20 protein-coding genes are annotated in these 15,588 nt (G+C 67.2%); 13 read left to right on the top strand and 7 right to left on the bottom strand.

What is annotated here, in order from left to right:
- Positions 1-82: 82 nt before the first annotated feature.
- Complete coding sequence (locus tag AC5Y5E_RS25180) at positions 83-532, top strand: hypothetical protein (RefSeq protein ID WP_499905914.1); 450 nt, start codon at positions 83-85, stop codon at positions 530-532.
- Between the two features lie 135 nt (positions 533-667).
- On the top strand, positions 668-1,798 hold the full coding sequence (locus tag AC5Y5E_RS25175) for a nitronate monooxygenase (RefSeq protein ID WP_499905912.1): 1,131 nt from the start codon (positions 668-670) through the stop codon (positions 1,796-1,798).
- A 6-nt stretch (positions 1,799-1,804) separates the two neighbouring features.
- On the opposite strand, the gene AC5Y5E_RS25170 is transcribed toward AC5Y5E_RS25175, so the two are convergent.
- Genes AC5Y5E_RS25170 through AC5Y5E_RS25155 form a run of 4 tightly spaced genes read right to left on the bottom strand, consistent with a single transcriptional unit; the run spans position 1,805 to position 3,441 of the window.
- Positions 1,805-2,050 (bottom strand): Rv1893 family protein, encoded by a 246-nt coding sequence (locus tag AC5Y5E_RS25170; protein WP_499905911.1) that lies wholly within the window; start codon positions 2,048-2,050, stop codon positions 1,805-1,807.
- A 46-nt stretch (positions 2,051-2,096) separates the two neighbouring features.
- The gene (locus tag AC5Y5E_RS25165; protein ID WP_499905909.1) at positions 2,097-2,387 is read right to left on the bottom strand and encodes a hypothetical protein; all 291 of its coding nucleotides are present in this window, start codon (positions 2,385-2,387) and stop codon (positions 2,097-2,099) included.
- A 12-nt stretch (positions 2,388-2,399) separates the two neighbouring features.
- The gene (locus AC5Y5E_RS25160) at positions 2,400-2,804 is read right to left on the bottom strand and encodes a hypothetical protein (RefSeq protein ID WP_499905907.1); all 405 of its coding nucleotides are present in this window, start codon (positions 2,802-2,804) and stop codon (positions 2,400-2,402) included.
- A 49-nt stretch (positions 2,805-2,853) separates the two neighbouring features.
- On the bottom strand, positions 2,854-3,441 hold the full coding sequence (locus tag AC5Y5E_RS25155; RefSeq protein ID WP_499905905.1) for a dihydrofolate reductase family protein: 588 nt from the start codon (positions 3,439-3,441) through the stop codon (positions 2,854-2,856).
- A gap of 188 nt (positions 3,442-3,629) precedes the next feature.
- Between AC5Y5E_RS25155 and AC5Y5E_RS25150 the strand changes: the two genes are divergently transcribed.
- From AC5Y5E_RS25150 to AC5Y5E_RS25140, 3 genes are read left to right on the top strand one after another with little or no spacing between them, the layout of a single operon-like run.
- Complete coding sequence (locus tag AC5Y5E_RS25150) at positions 3,630-4,907, top strand: cytochrome P450 (RefSeq protein WP_499905904.1); 1,278 nt, start codon at positions 3,630-3,632, stop codon at positions 4,905-4,907.
- Positions 4,908-4,917: 10 nt separating this feature from the next.
- Complete coding sequence (locus tag AC5Y5E_RS25145) at positions 4,918-5,931, top strand: alcohol dehydrogenase catalytic domain-containing protein (protein ID WP_499905902.1); 1,014 nt, start codon at positions 4,918-4,920, stop codon at positions 5,929-5,931.
- Between the two features lie 22 nt (positions 5,932-5,953).
- Entirely contained in the window at positions 5,954-6,493 is a 540-nt protein-coding gene (locus AC5Y5E_RS25140; protein WP_499906374.1) for a YceI family protein, read from the top strand.
- A 9-nt stretch (positions 6,494-6,502) separates the two neighbouring features.
- Here AC5Y5E_RS25140 and AC5Y5E_RS25135 read toward each other — a convergent pair whose 3' ends face one another.
- Complete coding sequence (locus AC5Y5E_RS25135) at positions 6,503-7,630, bottom strand: DUF7159 family protein (protein ID WP_499905900.1); 1,128 nt, start codon at positions 7,628-7,630, stop codon at positions 6,503-6,505.
- 684 nt (positions 7,631-8,314) lie between these two features.
- Between AC5Y5E_RS25135 and ag85B the strand changes: the two genes are divergently transcribed.
- Positions 8,315-9,304, top strand: a complete 990-nt coding sequence (gene ag85B, locus AC5Y5E_RS25130; protein ID WP_499905899.1) for a diacylglycerol acyltransferase/mycolyltransferase Ag85B — start codon at positions 8,315-8,317, stop codon at positions 9,302-9,304.
- Between the two features lie 61 nt (positions 9,305-9,365).
- On the opposite strand, the gene AC5Y5E_RS25125 is transcribed toward ag85B, so the two are convergent.
- The gene (locus AC5Y5E_RS25125) at positions 9,366-9,947 is read right to left on the bottom strand and encodes a lipoprotein LppJ family protein (protein WP_499905897.1); all 582 of its coding nucleotides are present in this window, start codon (positions 9,945-9,947) and stop codon (positions 9,366-9,368) included.
- Between the two features lie 52 nt (positions 9,948-9,999).
- Here AC5Y5E_RS25125 and AC5Y5E_RS25120 point away from each other — a divergent pair, with 52 nt between their 5' ends.
- From AC5Y5E_RS25120 to AC5Y5E_RS25095, 6 genes are all read left to right on the top strand, one after another.
- The gene (locus AC5Y5E_RS25120; protein WP_499905896.1) at positions 10,000-10,593 is read left to right on the top strand and encodes a chorismate mutase; all 594 of its coding nucleotides are present in this window, start codon (positions 10,000-10,002) and stop codon (positions 10,591-10,593) included.
- Positions 10,594-10,715: 122 nt separating this feature from the next.
- Positions 10,716-11,135: a resuscitation-promoting factor RpfC gene (gene rpfC, locus AC5Y5E_RS25115; protein WP_499905894.1), complete on the top strand. Its 420-nt coding sequence runs from the start codon at positions 10,716-10,718 to the stop codon at positions 11,133-11,135.
- A gap of 31 nt (positions 11,136-11,166) precedes the next feature.
- Positions 11,167-11,640, top strand: a complete 474-nt coding sequence (locus tag AC5Y5E_RS25110) for an SRPBCC family protein (protein ID WP_499906373.1) — start codon at positions 11,167-11,169, stop codon at positions 11,638-11,640.
- Between the two features lie 6 nt (positions 11,641-11,646).
- Positions 11,647-12,480, top strand: a complete 834-nt coding sequence (locus AC5Y5E_RS25105) for an SDR family oxidoreductase (protein ID WP_499905893.1) — start codon at positions 11,647-11,649, stop codon at positions 12,478-12,480.
- Positions 12,481-12,494: 14 nt separating this feature from the next.
- Entirely contained in the window at positions 12,495-12,914 is a 420-nt protein-coding gene (locus AC5Y5E_RS25100) for a lipoprotein LpqH (RefSeq protein ID WP_499905891.1), read from the top strand.
- A 58-nt stretch (positions 12,915-12,972) separates the two neighbouring features.
- Complete coding sequence (locus AC5Y5E_RS25095) at positions 12,973-14,295, top strand: cytochrome P450 (protein WP_499905889.1); 1,323 nt, start codon at positions 12,973-12,975, stop codon at positions 14,293-14,295.
- Here the strand turns inward: AC5Y5E_RS25095 and AC5Y5E_RS25090 are convergent.
- On the bottom strand, positions 14,292-14,474 hold the full coding sequence (locus AC5Y5E_RS25090; protein ID WP_499905887.1) for a hypothetical protein: 183 nt from the start codon (positions 14,472-14,474) through the stop codon (positions 14,292-14,294). The genes AC5Y5E_RS25095 and AC5Y5E_RS25090 overlap by 4 nt on opposite strands.
- A 408-nt stretch (positions 14,475-14,882) precedes the next feature.
- Here AC5Y5E_RS25090 and AC5Y5E_RS25085 point away from each other — a divergent pair, with 408 nt between their 5' ends.
- Positions 14,883-15,341, top strand: coding sequence for a nuclear transport factor 2 family protein (locus tag AC5Y5E_RS25085; protein WP_499905886.1), 459 nt, complete (start codon positions 14,883-14,885; stop codon positions 15,339-15,341).
- Positions 15,342-15,588: the final 247 nt, after the last annotated feature.

The following is a 15,588-nucleotide window of genomic DNA, read 5'->3' as shown; positions in this document are numbered from 1 at the left end:
GGTTCCCAGCGGCGGCTAAGCGCAGAACAATAAACCGATCTCGCATTTGTGGCGCCCAGGCGAACCGGAGGCAACGAACGTCATGGCCCCTTTACTCACGGCGTGCGGCGGATTTCTGCTCGCCGTTCTATGGATGGACCTGATTTTCGACGTTCAGGTTCTCCAAAACCGAAGCGCGGGTAAGCAATTGCCCGAGCCCGTGCTGACTTCGATCGCGAATTACTACCACCGCGCGACGACAACGTCGCGACCGATGAGCCGGCTGATCGCCCTGGTCATGCTGATCATGTTGGCCGCGTTGGGGATTCAGGCCGCTAAAGGCCGCGACCCCGGGTGGCTGCTGGCGACATCGGCGGCGCTCGCGGGTGTCCCGATGGCGCTGGCGCTGACGCGCACGGTGCCCGCCGCGGTTCGGCTCGGGCACCGGACGGACGGGCCGGCCGAACAGACCCGGCTGGCGCGGGCGATCTGCCGCGACCACCTGGTCTGCTTCGGCGGCATGCTGGCGTTTGTGGTCGTATGGGTCACCTGATGCGCCGCGACACGTCGTAGTGGCTACGCGCTGGTCGGGGGCGGCTGGCCACGTCAGCGGGGTCCGTACTAAACTAGAACACGTTTCAGTTCTTTTCGCATCTCTTTACAACAGGTCAAGCTTCCAGGAGTAGGCATGCACACCGCGATCTGCGACGAACTCGGCATCGAGTTCCCGATCTTCGCCTTTACCCACTGCCGCGATGTCGTGGTGGCTGTCAGCAAGGCCGGTGGTTTCGGCGTGCTGGGCGCCGTCGGCTTCACGCCCGAGCAGCTGGAGATCGAGCTCAACTGGATCGACGAGAACATCGGCGACCACCCCTACGGCGTCGACATCGTGATCCCGAACAAATACGAGGGCATGGACTCGCACCTGTCGGCCGAGGAGCTGGCCGAGACGCTGCGCAAGATGGTGCCGCAGGAGCACCTCGACTTCGGCAAGAAGATCCTCGCGGACCACGGGGTGCCGGTGGAAGACAGCGACGGGGACACCCTGCAGTTGCTGGGTTGGACGGAGGCGACGGCCACCCCGCAGGTCGAGGTGGCGTTGAAGCACCCCAAGGTGAAGATGATCGCCAACGCGCTGGGCACCCCGCCGGCCGACATGATCAAGCACATTCACGAGGCCGGGCTCAAGGTGGCCGCGCTGTGCGGCTCGCCGTCGCAGGCGCGCAAGCACGCCGACGCGGGCGTCGACATCATCATCGCCCAGGGCGGCGAGGCCGGCGGGCACTGCGGCGAGGTGGGCTCAATCGTGTTGTGGCCACAGGTCGTTAAGGAGGTCGCGCCGGTGCCGGTGCTGGCGGCCGGAGGCATCGGGAGCGGCCAGCAGATCGCGGCCGCCCTGGCGCTGGGCGCCCAGGGCGCCTGGACCGGCTCGCAGTGGCTGATGGTCGAGGAGTCCTCGAACACGCCGGTGCAGCAGCAGGCGTACGTCAAGGCGGGCAGCCGCGACACCGTCCGGAGCCGTTCGTTCACGGGCAAGCCGGCCCGGATGCTGCGCAACGACTGGACCGAGGCGTGGGAGCAGCCCGATAACCCCAAGCCGCTCGGAATGCCGTTGCAGTACATGGTTTCCGGCATGGCGGTGCGGGCCACGAACAGGTACCCCAACGAGTCGGTCGACGTGGCGTTCAACCCGGTCGGTCAGGTGGTCGGGCAGTTCACCAAGGTGGAGAAGACGGCGACGGTCATCGAGCGGTGGGTGCAGGAGTACCTGGAAGCGACCAACCGGCTGGACGAGCTGAACGAGGCCGCCACCGTCTGACGACGGCTATTCGTCGGCTTCGTCCACTCCGTCGACTTCGACTTCGTCCGCGGGGCCGGTGAAGACCTCCTTCGTCCGGTCCACCGCGTACGTGCCGATGTCGATCGAGTTCTGCACGATGCCGCTGGCGCCGCCGGCGATGTCGCCCCGGATGATGTCGCTGGCGTGCTCGACGATGTCCGAAGCCTTCTCGACGGCGTTGGTGGCGATGTCGCGGGCCGCGTCGACGGCGTCCTTCGGATTGAAGCCCATCGGAATCTCCTTTTGTCGCAGGACCTTTGGTACGACTCTAGTGGCTCTAGTAGTTCACCAGGGTGCGCCAGTAATCCTCGGGGATCTCGGCGCCGGACCGCAATATCCGGGCCAGCCCGACGGCCATCGCGATACCGAGGAGGCCCAGCCACAGTCCGGTGACCGCGATGAACCCCCAGAGCACGGCGGTGACCGCCGGCCACGGCGACAGCACGGCGAGCACCGGAGCGAAGAAGAAGCCGGTCCCGACGTACCAGGCCGAGCCCGCGCGATCCGACGCGAGCACGAACCGCAGCCAGCGCGGCACCGGCGCTTCGGGGGGCTGGGCCTGGCTCATCGCGTCAGCCGGTCATCCCGACGGGGGGAAGAACCCCGCACCGGTGAACCATCCCTCTTGCCACCCCTTGTCTCCCAGGCAAAGCATGGGCAGGCCCCGCTCGGACTGCGCCGCCGCCTGCGGGCCCGGGCACTTCGCGCCGGCCTGCTGCACGCCGTACAGCGGATAGGAGATGACCCAGTAGCCGGTGGTGGCGGCGGGGAACTGGTTCGGCGGCGGGAAGTGGCACGCCTCCGCCTGGCCGCTGGGGCCCCGTCCGAAAATGAAGCTCTCGTAGTTGTCGCAGGGCGCGCCCAGCGACGCCTGATAGCTCATCCCCGGCACGTCGCCGTCGTAATGCGGATCGGCGGCCGCGCACGGCGCCACACCGATCGTGATGCCCGCTATGGAAGCGGCGCTGAGCAGTTCGCGAATCATGTTCCACCCCGCCTGTCGCCTGTGACCTGCATCAAAGCATATGGGACCGTCAACGGCGCCGGTAGGTGCAGATCAGCACGCCGGTGCCCGTTGGCGTCGCGGACACCAGCTCCAGCGCGCGGACCCGTCCGTCGTCGGGGAACACCCGCTTGCCGCCGCCGAGCACGATCGGCTCGAGCATCAGCCGGTATTCGTCGACCAGGTCGTGCTCGATCAGCTGCGAGACCAGCGACGCGCTGCCCATCACCTGCAGCGACCGGCCGTCGCGGGCGCGCAGTTCGCGGATCGCGCCGATGACGTCGTCGGAGGGCGGCAGGATAGAGCCCGGCCAGTCGAGATCGTCTTGGCTGAGCGTCCGCGACGCCACATATTTGGGGATCTCGTTCATCCGGTCCGCGAACTCGTCACCGGCGCGGGCGGGCCAGGCGGCCGCCATCGATTGCCAGGTGCGACGGCCGAACAACAGCGCGTCGGTCTCGGCCAGCAGCTCGGAGACGGCCGGTCCCATGGTCTCGGGTTCGAAGTACGGCATCGACCAACCGCCGTGTGCGAATCCCCCGTCGCTGTCCTCGCCCTGGCCGCCCGGGGCTTGGACAACCCCGTCCAGGCTCATGAAGTGGCTGGCAACGATGCGCATGTGCTTCCTTCCGGTCGGCGGGTCTGTCGTACCGATACAGACCGGCGCCCCCCGCGAAACTCATCGCCACATGAACACGTTGCAATTCGGCCCGGCGATCTTGCCGCAATCCTTCCCAACCACGGTGTAGCAGTGGTTTATTTGGCACAAAGAAGACGACTAGACGACTTCGTATGAAGGAGCGGACCTTGTCAGCATCGAAGACGACCACCGAGCCGAATCTGCCGCCCGGATTCGATTTCACCGACCCGGACATCCACGCCGAGCGGCTCCCGGTGGAAGAGCTGGCTGAGTTGCGCCGGACCGCGCCGATCTGGTGGAACGAGCAGCCGATCGGGGCGGGCGGGTTCGACGACGGCGGCTTCTGGGTGGTGTCCAAGCACAAGGACGTCAAAGAGGTTTCGTTGCGCAGCGACGTCTTCTCCAGCCTGCAGAAGACGGCGCTGCCGCGGTACAAGGACGGCACGGTCGGCGAGCAGGTCGAACGGGGCAAGTTCGTGCTGCTCAACATGGACGCGCCGCAACACACCCGGCTGCGCAAGATCATCTCCCGGGCTTTCACTCCCCGTTCCATCGAGCGCCTGCGCGGCGACCTCGCCGAGCGCGCGCGGCACATCGTCCAGGAAGCGGCGGCGGAGGGTCGCGGTGACTTCGTCGAGCAGGTCTCGTGCGAGCTGCCGTTGCAGGCCATCGCGGGGTTGATGGGCGTTCCCCAGGACGAGCGCAAGAAGCTCTTCCACTGGTCGAATGAGATGGTCGGCGACCAGGACCCCGAATTCGCCAACAACGATGCCATCACCGCGTCCGTCGAACTCATCACGTACGGCATGCAGATGGCCGCCGACCGGGCGAAGAACCCGGGCGACGACCTGGTCACCAAGCTGGTGCAGGCCGACATCGACGGCCACAAGCTCTCCGACGACGAGTTCGGCTTTTTCGTCATCCTGCTGGCCGTGGCCGGCAACGAGACCACCCGTAACTCCATCACCCAGGGCATGATGGCGTTCACCGATTTCCCCGACCAGTGGGAGCTGTTCAAAAAGGAACGCCCCGGCACCGCGGCCGACGAGATCGTGCGGTGGGCCACCCCGGTCACGTCGTTTCAGCGCACCGCGCTGGAGGACTACGAGCTGTCCGGCGTGCAGATCAAGAAGGGCCAGCGGGTGGTAATGGTCTACCGCTCGGCCAATTTCGACGAGGAGGTGTTCGACGACCCGTTCACCTTCAACATCCTGCGCGACCCCAACCCGCACGTGGGATTCGGTGGAACCGGCGCGCATTACTGCATCGGGGCCAACCTCGCCCGGATGACGATCGATCTGATGTTCAACGCGATCGCCGACGGCATCCCGAACCTGGAATCGATCGGTAAGCCCGAGCGGCTGCGCTCGGGCTGGCTCAACGGCATCAAGCACTGGCAGGTCGACTACCACACCGACGGCGCGAAAGCACCTGCCGCGCACTAGCCTCAAGCTCATGGCTACCCATCGAGCTGTTCACGTAAGGTCGGCCGGGGCACCGTTGGAACTGGTCGATGTCGAAACGAAGCCGCCGGGCCGGGACGAGGCGCGGCTGACGGTCACCGCCTGTGGGATCTGCGGCACGGACGCACACTTTGTCGCGGGTGGCTTCCCGGGCATGACGTGGCCGTTGACCCCCGGGCACGAAATCGCCGGGACGATCGCCGAACTCGGTGCCGGCGTCGAGGGTTTCGCGGTCGGCGATCGCGTCGCGGTCGGCTGGTTCGGCGGGTGCTGCTACCACTGCGATCAGTGCCGAAAAGGGCACTTCATTCACTGCGAGAACGGGAAGGTCCCGAGCTACCAATATCCGGGCGGGTACGCGGAGTCGGTGACCGTCCCGGGCAGCGCGCTCGCCCGGATACCGGTGGGGCTGTCCGACGCCGAGGCCGCGCCGATGGGCTGCGCCGGCGTCACCACCTACAACGCCTTGCGGCATACGAAGGCGGTGCCGGGCGACCGCGTCGCCGTCCTCGGGGTGGGCGGGCTCGGCCACCTCGGGGTACAGTTCGCGCGGGCGATGGGTTTCGAGACCATCGCGATCAACCGTGGTAGCGGCAAGGAGGAGGACGCCCGGAAGTTGGGCGCCCACCACTACATTGACTCCACCGCCGCCGATCCGGCGGAAGCGCTGAAGGCCCTGGGCGGCGCGGCGGTGGTGCTCGCGACCGCGGGCAACTCGCCGGCGATGGCCGCGACCGTCGGCGGGATATCGCCGCAAGGCGAGCTCGTCACCATCGGCGTGACGCCCGAACCGTTGCCGATCAGTCCCATCCAGCTCATCGGCCCGGGGGTCAGCATCGTCGGCCATCCCTCCGGCACGGCCAAAGACGTCGAGGACACCATGCATTTCGCGGTCCTGTCCGGTGTGCGGGCGTGGATCGAGGAGCTGCCGCTGGCGCAGGCGGCCGAGGGCTTTGCGGCGTTGGAGCAGGGGCGAGCGCACTACCGCACCGTGTTGACGATGTGACGACGGCCGCGCTGTGACCAACCTGTGGACCCTGACCGCCTCCGACGGTGAGTTGCTGATCCGCACCGGCGTCGCGGGCCGGGCGGCGCGGATGGGCCATCGGCTCACCATCGCGATGACGCGCTGGGAGGCCACGGTGGCCTGGGCCGCCGCTGAGCCCGTCACCGCGGAGCTGACCGTCGACGTCGAGTCGTTCGAGGTGCTGCGCGGCGAGGGCGGTGTCAAGGCGTTGTCCGGGCCGGAAAAGGCCCTGGTGAAATCGAACGCGCTGAAGTCGTTGGGCGCCAACCGCTATCCCGAGATCCGATTCATGGCGGACACGATCGATAAGACCCGCGACGGGTACCGTCTCGCCGGAAAACTACACATCAACGGGCAGTCCAGAAAGCACGTAATCGATTTGCGCACAGATGATCTCGGCGACCGGTGGCAAATGACCGCCGAATCGCGGGTTCGCCAAACCGATTTCGGCGTCAAGCCATACTCACTGCTGATGGGCTCGCTGCGGGTCGGCGACGAGGTGACGGTGTCGTTCAGCGCCGCTCACGCCAAGGACGGCTGAGCTCCTGCGCTAGGGCGTCGGCGCGTGGGGCGGCGCGGGTTCACCCGTGTCCCCGGGGATGTGCTCGAGCACCCGCGTCAAGTACGGCTGACGGTCGTTCGAGTCCGGCTGTTGTTCGGCGGCGGCTTGCTGCTCCCCTCCGGACCCCGGCTCCGGGGCCGGTACCCCCGCGGGCGCTTTCGACGGCGCCGCGGGCGGCACCGCTTCCGGCGGCGGTGCGGGAGCGGGCGCGACGGCCTCGGCGATCTGCGGCGGCGGCGCGTGCACGACCCGTTTGCCCGGAGCGGACTCGCTGGCCGGGGCCAGTTGAATGCCCAGGGCGAGTGAGAGCGACGAGACGAAGGTGATCGCGCCCGCGGCCAACGCGGTCACGGCGCCGGCGTAAGACAGCTTGCGGGGGCGCGCCTCGGGCGCGGCGGCGGGCTCACCCAAATGCGACACGAGTTGGTCGTCGGTGAATTCGGTGCTGCGCGCCGCGGCCAGCGCCGCGCCGCGCGCGATCGTCACCTGGGCCATCGTCTGCGCGAAAACCGGTACGGGCAAGGTCTTTTCGAGCTGCCACGAGAATCCATCAACGTCGTTGCCCGCGCCGACGACAACCACCCCGCCGGGCCGCCAGCCCGTCCGTCGTTCGAACATCCCGCTCAGCCAGGACGTCAGCCCGTCGAAGCCGCCGCGCACGTGCTTGACGGCCGTTTGGGTCTGGCCGTCATGGGTGTCGACCATGACGACCGTGGCCCACTCGTGGTCGAGGATGCAGACGGCCGTCTGCTCATATCCGATGACCGGTGCGATCGCGAGTGCCAGGGTCTCGACCGCCTCCAGCAACCGGACGGGCACCACGTTGTCGAAGCCGGCGTCGGTCAAGGCCTCCAACAGCAGCGCCGCCTGCGCGGACGCGTCGTCGTTCCAGGTCAGCCCGATCACGCGCACCCGGCGCTCGCCGGCGGACGCCATCGCATCCACCCGCAACACCTCGTCCGCCACTTGCTCCGCGGTGTTCAGGGCGCGCGCGCCGCGCCCTGCGCGCAGGCTCAGCTCGCGGTGGTCCAGGATCGTGCCGTCTGCGCCGTGCCCTTCAGCCAGGACCCACCCGACCGTGGTCGGCGTCAGCGATAGCCCTAGTACCGTGTCCAAGTCTGCACCTCAATCGGTCCCGGACCTCCTACGCCCTCAGCCGCACTCACGCACCAAAAAGGCTGGCGCGGCAGTTCTATGAGGGCCGGAACGGACCGGGATTGTGTGGTCTCCATCGGCTTGCTCCGTGAGAGCCTACGCGGTCCGCGCGAGTTCGGCTCCCCCGGTTCCAAATCTCCCCCATACGCGCAGGCGAACGGGTTGAATCCGAGAATCGCTGCCGGACGGTCGACGCAAAACGGCTGGTGAGGCGCTACCCGATTTCAACCGGCCGGGCTTTTACGGCCGCGAAAAATTGCCGCGCTCGCCGGCGCCAATCGAACGCGTGGGCGACCAACTCCGACACTCCCGGCGGGACCGGACTATGTCGCGCGCCGCGCGATGGAAATCGGCCGCGCCATTCGATCGGAAGTGGTCGTCCTCTTAAGTCGGATGCGGCGGGCTCCCCCGGCCTCCCGCGCGCGATACGGCCTGCTGCCTCGGGCTTTCCGGCGGAAAGGTCGCCTGCCTGGGGCCCGCCGCGGTCGCACTCGCGCCGTCGCCATCGACTTAATCCACAATGCGAAATTCGGGCCGAAACCGATATGAAACTGAGACACCAACGCGTCCCGATCGACATTTTGATCAATGACCCGGTAAATTCCTGCCTGAGACCGCGATCACACGGACGGACAAGGGGCAGGTATGACAGACGTGAGCGAGAAGATCCGGGCCTGGGGGCGCCGGCTTTTGGTCGGTACGGCGGCGGCTGTCACCATGCCGGGCCTGATCGGTCTTGCGGGGGGCGGGCCGACCGCGGGGGCGTTCTCGCGCCCCGGGTTGCCGGTCGAGTACCTGCAAGTTCCGTCCGCTTCGATGGGCCGCGACATCAAGGTCCAATTCCAAAGCGGTGGAAGCGGCTCGCCGGCTGTTTACCTGCTGGACGGCCTGCGTGCCCAGGACGACTACAACGGCTGGGACATCAACACGCCCGCGTTCGAGTGGTACTACAAGTCGGGCCTGTCGGTCGTCATGCCGGTCGGTGGGCAGTCCAGCTTCTACACCGACTGGTACCGCCCGGCGTGTGGGAAGGCCGGCTGCTCGACCTACAAGTGGGAGACGTTCCTGACTAGCGAGCTGCCCGGCTACCTGTCGTCGCAGCGGAGCGTCAAGCCGAACGGCAGCGCCGCGATCGGGATCTCGATGGCGGGCGCGTCGGCGATGAACCTGGCGAACTACCACCCCGGCCAGTTCGTCTACGCCGGCTCGCTGTCCGGCTACCTCAGCCCGTCCACCGGGCAGGGCTGGATAGGCCTGGCGATGGGCGATGCCGGCGGCTACAAGAAGGAAGACATGTGGGGACCGGACAACGACCCCGCGTGGCAACGTAACGACCCCTTGGTCAACGTCAACCTGCTCGTCGAACACAACACCCGGCTCTGGGTGTACTGCGGCAACGGGACCCCGAACGAACTGGGCGGTGCCAACTTGCCGGCCACGTTCCTGGAGAGCAACTTCATGATCGGCGTCAACAAGAAGTTCCAGGACGCCTACAACGCCGCGGGCGGCCACAACGCCGTGTTCAACTTCCCCGCCTACGGAACCCACAGCTGGGAGTACTGGGGAGCGCAGCTCAACGCCATGAAGGGCGACCTGCAGAGCAGCCTGGGAGCTACCCCCGGCGGCGGTGGATAACACCTGATCTGCCGGAGGTTCCGCTACTGCGCTTGACGACGAGGTCAGGCGCAGTAGCGCGTTAGGGGGCCTTCAACCGGTCGGTGACGTCGGTCCACGCGGTCGCGTCGGTGCGGTGGTTGTTCATGTTCCGGCACTGGCCGTAGACGCGCAGGACGCCCACGTTCGGCGCGTCGGTCTCCCGGTACACGATCGCCGTGACGGCGTCCTTGGTGAGGGACCTGGCGAACAGGTGATCGTTGGGCGGCAGGCCCTCGGTCCAGCCGTGGCCGGCGAGCGTCGCGGCGAGGGTCGGGAAGTAGGCTTCCGGCCGCGCATCGGTGGGCAGCGCGAAGGTCAGGTAGATCGCGCCCTGGTACGGCGGATCTTCGCGATTTTTGCACGACATGAACGTGTAGCCTGCCGACGCCGTCCGCAGCCCGGTCAGGGTCACGATTTGTCGGGCCGAGTCGACCGCCTGGGCCTCGGACTGAGCGTCGCTGACCGGGTTGGCGGGATGGTCGAGGACGTCGGAGGTCGTGGTATGCAGCCTGTCCACCAACAGGATGGTTCCGCCGAGGACCAGCGAGGCCGTCAGCGCGGCGGCGATCAGCGCGCGAACCTGCGTCGAGCGCAACCAATCTCCGGAAGACACCTGCGGCATCAGTGCCCAGGCTAACTCGGCGGAACGTCGGAGTCGGGCCAGAATGATGGTCATGACCGGCAATTGCGGGCGGTTCTGCCGCCCGGTGGGGCGCCTCGCGTTGGCCGGGTTGCTTGGGGCCCTGGTGTGTGCGGCACCGCCCACGCCGGCGCGCGGCGACACCGACAGCCCGCTGATCGGCTTGGTCGACGCGGCCGCGCAGCGGCTGCAGGTCGCCGAGCCGGTGGCCGCCTTCAAATGGCACACGCGCGGCGCCATCGAGGACCCGGGCCGGGTCCAGCAGCAGCTCGCCGAACTGGGCGCCGAGGCGAGCGCCGCGCGGGTCGACCCCGATTACGTCACCCGGGTCTTCGGCGATCAGATAAGCGCCACCGAGGCAATCGAATACAGCCGGTTCGCCGACTGGAAGCTGAACCCGGCGGATGCACCAACCGCGGCGCCGGACCTGTCGGAGTCGCGGTCGACGATCGATGGCCTCAACCACACGATGCTGGCCCAGATCGTGGCCGGCTGGGACCTGTTGCACTCGCCAGGCTGCGCCACCGACCTGGACGCCGCCAGGAGCGACGTCGTACGCGCCCGCAAACTCGACGGCCTTTACCAACAAGCCCTTTCGCGTGCGACCCAGTCGTATTGCCAGGGCTAATTTATCCATTTCTCACGATTCTCTAAAGCTCTGATTTCGCTGGTCAGTGGCCCAAGTTCCCTGCTAGGCGGCTTATCTCGCGACCTTTTCGAATCGGTAACGCTTCGGACACGCCCGTCGAAATGTCTGGCATGAGAAAACTCTGCAAGCCTCTCGTCACGTCCGTCATGATCGGCGGGTTCGTTGCAGCATCGCTGAGTTCCTCCGGCGTCGCAGGCGCCGCTCCCGGCGCCCCCAACTGGGACGCGGTCGCGCAATGCGAGTCCGGCGGCAACTGGCACGCCAACACCGGAAACGGCGAATACGGTGGGCTGCAATTCAAGCCGGGCACCTGGGCCGCCTACGGTGGCGTCGGCAATCCGGCGGCCGCGTCCAGGGAAGACCAGATCGCCGTCGCCAACCGGGTTTTCGCGCAAGACGGACTCGACCCGTGGCCGAAGTGCGGCTCGGCGTCCGGCCTCCCGATCGCGATGTACACGCACCCCGCCCAGGGCATCAAACAGATCATCAACGGGCTCATCCAGGCCGCCATCCCGCACTGACAAATATCGCGCCCTATGAGCCGGGGCGAAGCTGTGTTTGGATCAGCCCATGGAAGGTTCGGCGACGGTTCACATGGCGGCGCCCGCGGACAAGATCTGGGATCTCATTGCGGACGTTCGCAACACGGGACGGTTCTCCCCGGAGGTGTTCGAGGCGGAGTGGCTGGGCGACGCGACCGGCCCCGCGCTCGGCGCCAAGTTTCGCGGCCACGTACGGCGAAACGAGATGGGACCCGTCTACTGGACGACGTGCAAGGTCACCGCGTGCGAACCCGGCCGCGAATTCGGGTTCGCGGTGATGCTCGGCGACCGGGCGGTGAACAACTGGCACTACCGGTTGGCGCCCAGCGGCGGCGGCACCGATGTGACCGAGTCGTTTCGGCTGAATCCCGCGCCGTGGCTCGGCGTCTATTGGTTGTTGGGCGGATTCCTGCGCAGGCGACGCAACGTCCGCGATATGACCAAGACCCTCAACCGGATCAAAGACGTGGTCGAGGCGGGCTGACGCGACGTGAAATCGGTCTTCATCACCGGCGCGGGCAGTGGCATGGGCCGCGAGGGAGCCAAGCTGTTCCACGCCAACGGTTGGCGCGTCGGCGCGGTCGACCGCAACGAGGACGGGCTGACGACGCTGCGCGCAGAGCTGGGTGACGACCGGCTGTGGACGCGCGCCGTCGACGTGACCGACAAGGCCGCGCTGGAGGGCGCGCTGGCCGATTTCTGCGCCGGCAACGCCGACGGCGGGCTCGACATGATGTGGAACAACGCCGGCATCGGCGAATCGGGCTGGTTCGAGGACGTGCCCTACGAAGCCGCGATGCGCGTCGTGGAGGTGAACTACAAGGCGGTGCTGACCGGCGCCTACGTCGCGCTGCCCTACCTGAAGAAGACCCACGGCAGCCTGATGTTCTCGACGTCGTCCTCGGCGGGCACCTACGGGATGCCGCGCATCGCGGTGTATTCGTCGACCAAGCACGCGGTCAAGGGGTTGACCGAGGCGCTGAGCGTGGAATGGCAACGCCACGGTGTGCGCGTCGCGGACGTGTTGCCGGGTCTGATCGACACCGCCATCCTCACCACGACAACCAACCACTCGGACGACGGCGGGGCGGCGATGTCCGGCGAGGAGCTCCGCGCGAGCGCGCCGAAGAAGGGCATGATGCGGCTGATGCCAGCCAGCAGCGTCGCGGAGGCCGCATGGCAGGCCTACCACAATCCGAAGCGGCTGCACTGGTACGTGCCCAAGAGTATTCGCGTGATCGATCTGCTCAAGGGTCTGAGCCCGGAGTTGGTGCGGGGCCGCATCGTCAAGGCCCTGCCCGCGCTGATGCCGAAGCAGCAATAAGGGAAGGTGCCCTGGTGCGAAACCGTTGGATCGCAGCCGTTTTCGTCCTGATCGCCGGGGCCGGCGTCGTGGGGTGTGGTCACGCGCAGACGGTGCCCCGGAAAGCCGCCCGGGTGACCATCGGCGGCGCCACCCAGACGACGCGTCCCGCCGCGTGCAGCCAGAACCAGTCTTACCGGACCCTCGACATCGGCGATCACGATGCACACGTCGAGGCGGTGGTGATGCTCAGCGGCTACCGGGCCATCCCGCAGTGGGTGAAGATCCGCAACTTCGCCGGCTTCACCGGCAGCTTCTGGCAAGGCGGGGTCGGAGACGCGCGTGTCGAGCTGACCAACAACGCCTACACCATTACCGGCAGCGCATATGGCATCAGTAGCAGCAATCCCAATAAGACGGTGACCACCGACTTCAAGATCACCGCCGAGTGCTGAGCGCTCAGGCGAATTCGGCCTACGCTGGGTTCAGACCACCCGAGCTGATGGAGGCCCCGTGAAGGAGAGATTGCACTGGCTCGTGATGCACGGGTTTATTCGGAGCGTCGCGGCGATCGGCATGCGCCGGGGCGACCTGCAGGCCAGGTTGATCGCCGACCCGACGGTGGCCAAAGATCCGGTCCCGTTCTACGAGCAACTGCGCGCCCAGGGACCGCTGGTGAAGGGCCGCGTCAACTACCTGACCACCGACCACGCCCTGGCCCACGAGCTGCTGCGGTCCGACGACTTCCGCGTGGTGAACATGGGCTCGAACCTGCCGGCCCCGCTGCGTTGGCTGGAGCGCCGCACCAACGACGATCTCATGCATCCGCTGCGCGCGCCGTCGCTGCTGGCCGTCGAGCCACCGGACCACACCCGCTACCGCAAGACGGTGTCGGCCGTGTTCACGCCCAGGGCGGTCGCCGCCTTGCGCGACGGCGTCCAGCACACCGCGACCGAGCTGCTGGATCAGCTGACCGGCCAGTCCGGCGTGGTGGATATCGTCGGGAGCTACTGCTCGCAGCTTCCGGTCGCGATCATCAGCGACATCTTGGGAGTCCCCGAGCGGGACCGGCCCCGCGTCCTGGAGTTCGGGGAGCTCGGCGCGCCGAGCCTGGACATCGGCCTGCCCTGGTGGCAATACCGCACGGTGCAGCAAGGGATCGTCGGGTTCAACGCCTGGCTCTCCGACCACCTGCGCGAATTGCGGCGCGCCCCGAGCGACAATCTGATGAGCCAGCTGATCCAAACCGCTGAAAGTGGCTCCGCCGAAACACATCTCGACGCGAACGAGCTGCAGGCGATCGCCGGCCTGGTGTTGGCCGCGGGCTTCGAGACCACGGTGAACCTGCTGGGCAACGGGATCCGGATGCTGCTGGACACGCCCGAGCATCTGGAGACGTTGCGTCGCCGTCCCGAGTTGTGGGCAGGCGCCGTCGAGGAGATTTTGCGGCTCGACTCGCCGGTGCAGCTCACCGCGCGGGTGGCGCTGCGGGACGTCGAAGTGGCCGGCATGCGGATCAAACGGGACGACTTGGTGGTGATATATCTGGCCGCCGCCAACCGGGATCCGTCGGTATTCCCGGATCCCAATCGCTTCGACATCGAAAGGCCAAACGCGGGAAGGCATCTCGCGTTCTCCGGCGGGCGCCACTTCTGCCTGGGGGCCGCCCTCGCGCGTGCCGAGGGGGAAGTCGGGCTGCGGACGTTCTTCGACCGTTTTCCGGAAGTGCGGGCGGCCGGCACCGGGAGCCGGCGAGACACGCGGGTGTTGCGCGGTTGGTCGACGCTGCCGGTGGTGCTGGGGCCGGCACGGGCGATGGCTCCCGTCGACGCCTAACGGCGACGCCGACGCCGCCGCCCGGGCCAGCTTCTGTTGCCGGAACAGGCCGCGACGAGGGTGCTGGGGGCCGCCGTGACGGCGACAAGTGCCAGCCGTCGGATGGCGTCGCGCCGGGTCAGCACGCCGTCGACCGGATGCGCCCCCGTCTCCTCGGGGGTATCGCGATGCGATGTCACGTCGCCAAGTATGCGGCAAAGCCGCACGCAGCGACTGCATTTATGCGCGGTTGGTCGACGCTTAAGGGTCCTGGCCCGCGGAACCGCTTCGCCGGCGGAGCGCCCGACGCGACGATGATCACCGCGGGCAACGTGCCGGCCGCGAAAATCCCGAATTGCCAAGCCCATCCGATCGCCGTATCGGTAGCCGTGGGTGTCACCCAGTCGTGGCAATCCTCGCTGGTCCCCCGGAACCCGCGAGCGAGCGCCTTGCCCCGCCGCAGGGTTTCGCGGCGCGTCAGCAGGCCATCGACGTGGTCGGGTCGCGATCTCCTCGGCGAGATAGCGCCGCAGCGTGGTCACGCTGGCGAGTATGTGCCGAAGAGGCGATGGTTGACACGTGTGGGGTAACCCGGTTTATTTGCCGCTATGACACAGGTTTCCGAAGTCGCGGTCGAGGATGTCGTCGTCGGCATGTGGAAGGCGCTCTCGCGACGTGACTGGGATGCGGTGAAGACGTTCCTGAGCGACGACTGCCTCTACGTCGACATGCCCGTCCCCGCCCTGGCCGCGCGCGGCCCCGAAGACATCGTGAAACGGCTCAAGATCGGGCTCGAGCCGCTGGCGGCCTACGAGAACCACGACGGCGTGCTGGTGTCCAACGGCTCCGACGTCATCTACGAGCATTCGGAGACTTGGACTTTCGCGTCGGGCGAGCGGGGCGTGCTCAGGTTCGTCACCGTCCACAAGGTCGAGAACGGCAAGATCACCGTGTGGAAAGACTATTGGGACATGAACAGCCTCGTGGCCTTCGCGCCGCCCAACCACTTCGAGAATCTTGCGAATGCGGACACTAGCTGGGTATTTGATGCCACAGCGTTAGTCTGACACTATCCGCTCTAAGGGCGATGTTCGAGTGATGTTCGACTAGCACAACGCTATATGTCACACGATTGACGTGTCAGACCCTTTGCTGGATCTCGCCCCCGAGGTGCGGTCGTGGAATCGCGCCATGCGCGCCGTTCCGGCGGGCGAGGTCATCTCTCCTGACGGGATTCCGTGGGACCGTGGCGGCATCGCCCGCACGCTGGGGCATGGGTGGGGCCGCAATGGTGACCGCGGGCCTAAGCAATTC

It is taken from the genome of Mycobacterium sp. NGS54, assembly GCF_059812465.1.
Note: the sequence above shows the minus strand (reverse complement) of the source record. Positions and strands in the feature narration are given on the sequence as shown.